The sequence below is a fragment of the Plantactinospora sp. B5E13 genome, assembly GCF_039871775.1.
Classification (GTDB): Bacteria; Actinomycetota; Actinomycetes; order Mycobacteriales; family Micromonosporaceae; genus Plantactinospora.
In genome coordinates, this window is record NZ_JBDPLT010000059.1 from 43,065 (window position 1) to 51,864 (window position 8,800).

An 8,800-nucleotide genomic window follows, 5' to 3' on the forward strand; every position below is an offset into this window, starting at 1 on the left:
CAGCCGTTGCCAACCCCATCACGCCCGCAGGAAGGCTCGCGTCTGCGGAACTGCCCGGACGACCCTAGCCTGACCACATCTGTCGATGCCGAAGGCGGCTGCTCACGAGGCGTCCGGACGCCGCGGCCGCCACCGCTCGGCGTTGCGACGACTGATGTCACTGGACCACCAGACGAAGACCGGTTGTCGGGCCCATGACGACCGCCAGGAGTCCGGCGCCGTCGCCGTCTTCGGCGTCGCACCAGCCGTCTCATGACGTGGCTAGTGGCTCGATCTCTGGGCCTTCCACCGGTCGATCACGGCCGGCAGCTCTCGCCACAGGTAGTCGTAGAAGTCCCGCATCTCGGACAGGCGGCGACCGGCCGCGCTGTCCTCACCGGTGGCCGTGATGCCCTGCTCGGCGGCCTCCCGCATCACCTTCACCAGCTGGTTCTGCTCCGACATCAGGGTCGCCCAGGCGCCCTCGCGGAAGCGGAAGTGTTCCCGGCGGCTGCCGGGTGCGGGCACCCTCTCGATCAACCCCACCGAGGTCAGTGACTTCAACGCCGTCGAGACGCTGCCCGAACTGATGGTCAGCAGTTCGGTGAGCTCGCCCGCGGTCAGCGTGTCCCGCTCCGTGAAAAGCAGCGTCGCCAGCACACGCGCGGTCATTCGTTGCATCCCCCCTTGGCTGAGGGTCAGGGCAAGGCGCTCCGCCGAATCACTTAAGGCTGACACTCCGGTCCTCCCGTCACTCGTCTTGACGAAATCCTAACAGCTTCGAAGTTTCAGAAATCTCTGAAAGTTTGATACTGTGGCGGTCATGGGAGACGTGATTCAGCTGGAGAAGCTGACCAAGACGTACGGAACCCGCCGCGGGTTGGTCGGGCTGGACCTGGCGGTGGCCGAGGGCGAGGTGTTCGGCTACCTCGGCCCGAACGGTGCCGGGAAGTCCACCACCATCCGGCTGCTGCTGGACCTCATCCGCCCCACGAGTGGCCAGGCCCGGCTGTTCGGCCGTGACGCCCGCGAGCCCGCCGTCGAACTCCACCGTCGGATCGGCTACCTCGCCGGCGACTTCGTGGTCAACCCCCGCCAGCGGGTCGGCGAATGCCTGACCTTCCTGGCCCACCTGCGAGGCGGCGTACCCCGGGCGCGGATCGAAGAACTCGCCGCCCGCCTCGATCTCGACCTGACCGCCAGAATCAAGGCACTGTCCAAGGGAAACCGGCAGAAGGTCGGCCTGGTCCAGGCGTTCATGCACCGCCCCGACCTGCTGATCCTCGACGAGCCGACCTCCGGACTCGACCCGCTCGTCCAACAGACCTTCCTCGACCTCGTCCGCGAGGCCAAGGCCGCCGGACAGACCGTCTTCATGTCCTCGCACATCATGACCGAGGTCGAGGCCGTCGCCGACCGGGTCGGAATCATCCGGGAAGGCCGCCTCGTCGCCCTCGACACCGTCGCCCGGCTCCGCGACCACGCCCTACACCGGTTCGAGATCACCTTCACCGACCCGGTCGACCAGGCCGCCCTCGCCACACTCCCCGGCATCTCCGACCTGACCATCGACGGCCCGACCGCGCGGTTCGCCCTGGCCACCGACCCCAACGAACTGATCCAGGTCCTCGCCCGACACCAGGTCGCCAGCCTGCGGGCCAGCGAACCCGACCTCGAAGAGCTCTTCTTCGCCTACTACCAGACCACCGAAGCCGCCAAGGAGCCCAGCCGTGCCTAACGTCCTGACCAAGACCCTCTGGGACTCCCGCCGCAGCCTCACCGGCTTCGCCGTCGGCACCGCTCTGGTCGGCACGATGTACGCCGGCTTCTATCCGCAGGTCGCCGACGGGGCGATGGGCCAGGCCGTCGAAGGCTTCTCCCCCGCTCTGCGCGAAGCCCTCAACATGGAAGACATCGCCAGCGCCGCCGGCTACCTTGGCTCCAGCGTCTTCGGCATCATCGTGCCCCTGATCGCCGTCATCTACGGCATTGCCACCGGCACCCGCGCCATCGCCGGCGACGAGGAAGCCGGCTACCTCGACCTCCTCCTCGCCCACCCGGTCAGCCGCACCAGACTCCTGCTCCACCGCTGCGCCGCGCTCGCCATCGGCGCCAGCGCCCTCGCCGGCCTCGTCCTGCTCGCCATGCTCGCGGTCCGCCCCGGCGCCCAACTCGACACCATCAGCATCGGACAGTTCGCCGCCCAGTGCGCGGCACTGGCACTGCTCTCCACCGTCTTCGGCAGCATCGCCATCACCGTCGGCGCCGCCACCGGCAGCCGCGCCGCCGCACTCGCCGGCAGCGCCGGCGTCGGTGTCCTCGCCTACGCCGCGAACACCTTCGCCGCCCAGATCGGCGCCGACGGCCTCCGCTACGCCTCCCCGTTCCACTACTACATCGGCAACGAACCCCTGCGTAACGGCTTCCAATGGGCCGACCTCGGCATCCTCGCCGCAGCCATCGCCGTACTCGTCCTCATCGCCACCACCGTCTTCAACCGCCGCGACCTGACCAGCTGAACCACGCCACCCCGTCCCGCCGACCACCGACAGGCCGGCGGGACAACCTCTCGCACCGGATCCGCGCTCTGGCGCAGTACCTCGCGGGGCGGGCCGACGCCACCAGCAACCAGGTCCCACCTCCGGCCAAATGCCCCGGACCTAGCCGGACTCCGCGCTCGCGTGACGGATTCCGCGCGGGCGTCCGGATCGCACCCAGAGCCAGTACAGGCCGGCGGCGATGAGCAACGCCGCTGCGAGGGAGACGAGTGGATCACCTCGGGAGAGGTTGACCAGCAGGGTGAAGGCGACCCCGACGGCGGCGAGCAGGTTGATCACCAGCAGTGTTCGGCGCCGCTCACGGCGGGAGAAGACGGCCATCGCGCCGAGTCCGGCGAGGAAACTGAGGAACACCGAGACGGCATAGAACAGGACGAGCTCCTGATCACGGCCGCCTGCCGCGATGGTGAGCAACGCTGACACGACCATGAACAACAGCACTCCCCAGACCGGGGTGTGGCGGGAGTTCGTGCGGGCCAGCACGGCGGGCAGGATTCCCAAGGTGCTTCCGTCGGATTGCCGTTGTCGGGCCAGTGCTTTCAGCAAGCCGGGGCCCGCCTGGAAGGACGAGCTGGCGGCGGCGAGCAGCAGGAGTGTGGTCACCAGTTGGAACGCGGCGAAGACCGGGGCCGGGGCGGCGACCCGGGCCAGTTCGGCGACCTGCGTGGTGTCCGGGTGCGGGACGCCGACCCGCAGCCGGACCGCCTGGGTGGTCAGGCCAAGAGTGATGATCCCGACGATGCCCAGGGTCGTCCAGAGGGTGACCCGGCCGAAGCGGCGCCGTCCGGCGTCGTCGAGTTGGCCGAGCTGGGCGATCGCCGATGAGGGCGCCTCGACCCCGGTGGCGAGGGCCATGGCGACCGGGAACGCCAACGCGACAGCCAACAGCGCCGGACGGGGCTCCACGGCGGTGACCTGTCCGGTCGGGTGCGGGGTGGCCTGGGTCGCGTAGCCGATGACGACCACCGCGACGCCGACGAACGCGACCGTCATCAGCGCGAACACGGCCCGGCCGAGATGACCGAACCAGGTCAGCCCGCCGACCCCGACGATCAGCAGCAGCGCCAGGGGAACCCGGAACGACGCCAGGCCGGGCATGAAGGCGATCAACGCGGCGGCCCCGGCGGACGCGCTGACTGCGATGGTCAGGACGAAGTCCACGATCAGCGCCCCGATCGGGATGAACGCCCACGCCTCACCGAAGGCCTCCCCAGCGGCAGAGGCGGCGCCCCCGCCCTGCGGATAACGGGCGACCAACTGGTGATAGTTCAGGATCACCAGCCCGATCAGGCCCACGACGAGAGCCATCGTCGGAAGAAGCAGCGACAGGTCGGCGTCCAACGCCCGCAAGGCCGCCTCGATCGCGTAGGCCACCGAGGACACCGGATCGGCCATCACCGCGAACGCGAACGCGAACAACAGGACCGGCCGGCTGTTCAACCAGCCTGCCCTGTAGTCCGCCGCTGGGCGCGGGCGCCGCCGAGGACCAGGCAATGGGCAACCCCTCCGACACAAGACGGCCGTCACCGCACTCGGACCAGAATCAACGCCATATGTCCAGCTAATGATTATTATGCTGGTTTAAATTTGGTTTGGGCCTGGTACGGGAAGTCTCGTCTTACGAGAGGTCTCGTCGTCGGTCGCGCCGGGCCCTCGACAGGCCCAACAGGGTGCCGTACGCCGCCTGCTACGCCCGCCGCCTCCGACAGAACAACGCCGTACCCGCCGACCCGGACCTGTCTCACCCGTCCGCGAGACAACACCCGACCGGCAGAGGCACCTGGAGCAGGGAGATGCCGGGTCCCCGTCGCCCCACGGCCACCAGGCTCCTTCCTCGGATGTTCGTGGAAAAGACGCTCACTGCGCTCATCGCGAGAGATGTGCAGTGACGCTAAGCCGTGATCATGAAAGCGCCTGCGCGAGCCTCCGCCGCCGCAACGAAGAAGCCGACCATGTCCTCGTAGTATTCCTTCAGGTAGTCGAGCTCGTCCGGGTCGTCAACGAGGTCCGGGTCGTCAACGAAGGCGGCCAGCCGGTCGAACGGCACGTTGCGGAGTTGTTCGGCGGTGTCGGCGACGTCGTCAACGCTCCAGACCATGACGAAGTCCGTGTTGTTGCCGTAGGGGAAGATCATTTTGCCGCCCAGTTCCAGGTCGACCTTGATGTCCGCTTCGACGAGGAGCTCCTGGATGTCTGGCAACGCCTTGTCAAGGTCCGCCATCTCATCCGGGGGACGGCCTGACGTCCCTTCGAAGCTCGTCGGATCGGCGACTGCGCGTGCCAATTCCTCTTCGGTTGCCCGAACGAATACGTGGACTATGCCCATCGCTGTCCCCTCGACTCGACATAACTTGGTGTCGATCATAGGACCTCCCTCGGACGCGCTGATCTCGGCTTGAGCGGGCGCGACATGTCCGCTCATCGGCTACTGGTTTCCTTGACCTGCGACCGTGGTCCGGCCAGGCTTCGGTCGAGGCGCCCGGGCTGTCGCTCTCTCATTTCGGCTGCCCACGCCGGTCGTGTGGCTCTCATCTGGCCTGCGCGGCCCGGGCGTCGCCCCAGGGCGGAGAGAGGTTTGCACTGCTCGAAGTAGCGTTGCTATCGGGGGCTGCGAGGGCATCGTCCGACACATCGCCGACCGGCTACTCGCCGACGGTGAGGAGATCGTCGACGTACCGCCGAAGCTGTCGGCCAGGGCGTGGGTGTTCGCGACCGGGCAGGGCGCCGCTCTCCCGACGAGGACCATACCGGATGGTGTCCCAGCTGCACCGTCGGTGCCAGTTCGGCAACGTGGCCGGGCCGACGATCCGGTGTACCCGTATCCGATGGGGCAGCAGGCGGGCGAGGGCGGACAGGATCGCCCGGTCCGATCAGGACAGCCCCGGCCGGACCGGAACCTGGCGGCGTAGCACCGCCACCTCGTGCCGTAGCGCGAGGACCTCGACCAGCAGCGCTCTGTCGCCCGGGATCAGTAGCCCCGATCCGGTGAACAGGTGGATCATTCCCCGGTACAGCAACCGCACGACCATACCGACGATCATCAAACCGAGCCGAGAACTCCCAGCTCACAGCCTGTGCGACGAGTTCTGGCGCGGTACAGGCGTCCCGGTACGGGTGAGGTACGGGAATCGGCGGCGCCAGCCGGATTCCTAGTCTCCCTGACGTCCGATCACAGGACGGACGAACCGAGGGAGAGAGTCGAATGCTCACAAAGACGCCCGGCCGGCGACGCCGGTCACTTCCCGCGATACTGCTCGCCATACCGGTGTTCCTGGCCACCAGCGTCGCCATGGCCGCGCCGGCCTCGGCCGCGCCGATCGGCAACCCGAGCCTGGAGATCCCGGTCGGCTGCCCGGGTGCCCGCGCGGTCATCCAGGTCGAGTGGGAGGGTACCCGCACCGCCAAGGTGCACTGGGAACTGACCGACACCAGCTCGGACGGCAAGTCGCCGTTGATCAAGATCGCCGCCAGGGACGACTCCGGCGACGGCCGGAGCTGGGTCTTCCGGAACGACGAGGTGGTGTTCGGCGTCGACGGCGGCTACGGCGCCTCCGCCAGCGGCGGCGGCATGTCCTGGGACCCGGCCGGGATCGCCCAGTTCAACCACTTGGAGGTGAAGGTCAGCAACGGTACGAGCGCGCAGGGCACCGCGTGCTCGGTGACGAAGAAGACCTACAACTACACCCGGCTCGCCTACCAGTACGCCCTCAACCAGATCGACAAGCGTTACGTCCTGGGCGCCGAGGGTCCGGACGCGTTCGACTGCTCGGGCCTGGTCAAGTTCGCCTACGAACGGGTGGTCAACTTCCCCGGCTGGGGCGGCGTCAGGTCGTCGGCGCAGCAGTACGACTGGGCGCGTTCGGAGGCCAACAACAACAATGCCGACCTCACCAACCTGAAGAGCCGCGACGTCATCCGGGTCAGCCGCAGCCAGCTCAAAATCGGGGACCTGGTCTTCTACGACGGCCACGTCGGCCAGTACGCGGGCGGTGGGCAGTTGTACTCGGCCATGACCCCGGCGGCGGGGATCGGATACATGAGCGTCGACTTCAAGCCCCCGCTGGGCTACTACCGGCTGGTCGGCGTCACCGGCTAGTCGGGAGCCGGCGGGTCCGCCCCGATCGTCCTCGCCTCCGTCGCGAGCGTCCCGAACCCCAGGTCGTGGGCGACCCGCTCGGCCCGGCCGGCCTCGTGTCACGCCGCATCCGGCTCACCGGCCAGCGCCAGGGCACGGGCCAGGCCCACCCGTGCCCTGGTCTCCAGATAGCGGTACGAGTGCCGCCTCGCCATCGCAACCCCGTCCCGGAGTACGTCGAGCGCCTGCGCGATCTCGCTGTTCTCCCGGAGCGGGTTTCCGAGCGTGCCGGCGGTCATCGTCTGGGCCCGCCGGTCGTACGTCTCGACCGCGAGATCGTGTGCCTGCCGGGCCAGGCTCAACCCGGTGGCGAGGTTCCGCCGGTCGATCTCCAGCCGACTCATGTCGTCCAGGGTGGAGAGTTCGCCGCGCAGGTCGCCGCGCCGCCGGTGCCTGCGCAGGACGGTGTCGAGCTGCTCGGCCGCGTCGAGGAGTTCACCACGCTGCCGGAGTACGCTCGCGAGGTTTCCCCGGTTGACCAGCGCGGAACGCTCGCGCCCCGTCGCGTTGTTGATCTCCAGGGCGGCGGTGAGGCTCGTCGCGGCGTCCTCGTAGCGGCCACGGTCGAGCATGTTCATGCCGATGCCGTTCAGGACCGCCGCGCGGATGTGCCCCAGGGGCTCGTGCGCGGTCAGGTCGAGAGTTCGGCCGAACCACGTCTCGGCGTCGGCGAGCCGGCCGAACTCGTAGTACTGCCAGCCGACGTTGTGGGAAAGGTAGGCTGCCGCCGCGTCCCAGCCGCACTCCTGCGCCAGCCGCAGGGCGGTGAGCGCGTCGTCGAGACCTTCGAGGTCGCGACCGACCATGCTCCGGGCCTGCCCCCTGGACATCAGCATCGCCGCCCGCGCCCGGCGGTCGGCCGAACGCTCCGCCGCCGACCAGCCGGCCCCGACGATCCGGGTCCAGCCGTCGACGTGCGGGTTGACCAGGAGGTAGCCGTGCAGCTGGTCGGCGATCCGCCAGGCGAAGTCGGCGAGCCCGCCGTCCCGGCCGGCCTGCTCGGCCAGCAGCACCAGCGCGGTCGCCTCGGCGGCGAGCCAGGCCGCTGCCCGCTTCTCGTCCGGGAACTGGCCCTCCGGCCGGGGATGGCCGGCGAGCCGCACCATCTGGGGCAGCGCCCGGTCCATCGCAGCGGTCACCCGCTCGGCGTACGAGGCCAGCAGCCGTGCGAAGGCGTCGTGTCGGGTCCGGCTGCTCTCCGCCTCGACCAGCTTGTCGGCGTAGAGCCGGAGCAGGTCGTGGAACCGGAACCGGTGTGCCGAGTACTGCAGCAGCATGTTGCTCGACCCACCGCCCCTGGCTGACCGCTCTGGTCGGCCTCAACGATCCTGGCGTCCAGTCGGTGTTCAGTAGGAATCCAGTCGATGACCGCATCGTCACTGGTAGCCCTTACGCAGTCGCAACTGTCGACTGGGTGATCGGTATCGGCTCGCCGTACCGACCATCGACTCGACTGCTCCGTGCCACAGGGACAGCGACCGCAGCGCCGGAATGGAGGTTCACCATGTGCGTCCCTGAGCCACCGCGAAAGTCGACGGATGTCGACCAGGCACCACGGCTACGACTCACTCGCAAGCTACAAGGAGCCTCATGAAACTGCGACGTCTACGATCTTTTCGTCTTCTCGTCGTCGTGTTCGCCGCCTCGCTGGCGAGCCTCACCCTGAGCACCACGCCGGCCGCCGCACAAGCACTCGGCCCACGCGCCGCGTTCAGCGATCCTTCCGCCATCAGCGTGCAGGCACCCGGTGCGCCGATCCTCTGTCATGTCAGCTACGGCAATGACGTCACCGTGTACAACGGCTACCTCAACGTGACCTGGGCCGTTGCCTGCCGGTGGACCGACGACAACGGGTTGGCGACCGAGACCGACGCCATCTTCATGCAGATCGGCATTGCCCAGCACGGCATCATCCTCGCCCCGGTGAAGACCTGTCCGGTGACTCTTGGCCCATCTACGACCTGCAGTCACAGCGTGCCCTTCAACGGAGCCTCCGGCCTCGCCCTGTCTGTCAGGGTGAGTTGAGGCCAGCGGCTCATAGCAAGTCCGTCGGACAGGGCGAGTTCAGGATCGAGAAGCGTTGAATACTGTTGTTGGCGTGGTGACGGCCCAGGATGGGGTCATGAGT

The 8,800-nt window shown here is 68.3% G+C and carries 9 protein-coding genes; 4 read left to right on the forward strand and 5 right to left on the reverse strand.

Translation table 11 applies throughout. The annotated features are described in order from the left end of the window. Positions 1-261: 261 nt before the first annotated feature. Entirely contained in the window at positions 262-651 is a 390-nt protein-coding gene (locus tag ABGB05_RS32880) for a MarR family transcriptional regulator (protein WP_347657852.1), read from the reverse strand. 151 nt (positions 652-802) lie between these two features. On the opposite strand from ABGB05_RS32880, the gene ABGB05_RS32885 reads away from it, so the two are divergent. Both ABGB05_RS32885 and ABGB05_RS32890 read left to right on the forward strand, forming a co-directional pair. Beyond that, entirely contained in the window at positions 803-1,717 is a 915-nt protein-coding gene (locus tag ABGB05_RS32885) for an ABC transporter ATP-binding protein (protein ID WP_347657853.1), read from the forward strand. Continuing rightward, the gene (locus ABGB05_RS32890) at positions 1,710-2,498 is read left to right on the forward strand and encodes an ABC transporter permease subunit (protein ID WP_347657854.1); all 789 of its coding nucleotides are present in this window, start codon (positions 1,710-1,712) and stop codon (positions 2,496-2,498) included. Before ABGB05_RS32885 ends, ABGB05_RS32890 begins: the two co-directional genes overlap by 8 nt. 141 nt (positions 2,499-2,639) lie before the next feature. Here the strand turns inward: ABGB05_RS32890 and ABGB05_RS32895 are convergent, their stop codons facing one another. The 3 genes from ABGB05_RS32895 to ABGB05_RS32905 all read right to left on the reverse strand — a co-directional run bounded on the left by ABGB05_RS32895 (position 2,640) and on the right by ABGB05_RS32905 (position 5,566). Continuing rightward, positions 2,640-3,977, reverse strand: a complete 1,338-nt coding sequence (locus tag ABGB05_RS32895) for an amino acid permease (protein ID WP_347657855.1) — start codon at positions 3,975-3,977, stop codon at positions 2,640-2,642. A 451-nt stretch (positions 3,978-4,428) separates the two neighbouring features. Next, positions 4,429-4,902, reverse strand: coding sequence for a DUF1877 family protein (locus ABGB05_RS32900; RefSeq protein ID WP_347657856.1), 474 nt, complete (start codon positions 4,900-4,902; stop codon positions 4,429-4,431). A gap of 505 nt (positions 4,903-5,407) precedes the next feature. Next, positions 5,408-5,566, reverse strand: coding sequence for a hypothetical protein (locus tag ABGB05_RS32905; protein ID WP_347657857.1), 159 nt, complete (start codon positions 5,564-5,566; stop codon positions 5,408-5,410). Positions 5,567-5,739: 173 nt separating this feature from the next. On the opposite strand from ABGB05_RS32905, the gene ABGB05_RS32910 reads away from it, so the two are divergent. Continuing rightward, complete coding sequence (locus tag ABGB05_RS32910) at positions 5,740-6,633, forward strand: NlpC/P60 family protein (RefSeq protein WP_347657858.1); 894 nt, start codon at positions 5,740-5,742, stop codon at positions 6,631-6,633. 98 nt (positions 6,634-6,731) lie between these two features. Here the strand turns inward: ABGB05_RS32910 and ABGB05_RS32915 are convergent, their stop codons facing one another. Then, entirely contained in the window at positions 6,732-7,949 is a 1,218-nt protein-coding gene (locus ABGB05_RS32915) for a hypothetical protein (protein WP_347657859.1), read from the reverse strand. Positions 7,950-8,262: 313 nt separating this feature from the next. Between ABGB05_RS32915 and ABGB05_RS32920 the strand changes: the two genes are divergently transcribed. Then, entirely contained in the window at positions 8,263-8,697 is a 435-nt protein-coding gene (locus tag ABGB05_RS32920; protein WP_347657860.1) for a hypothetical protein, read from the forward strand. Positions 8,698-8,800 lie beyond the last annotated feature (103 nt).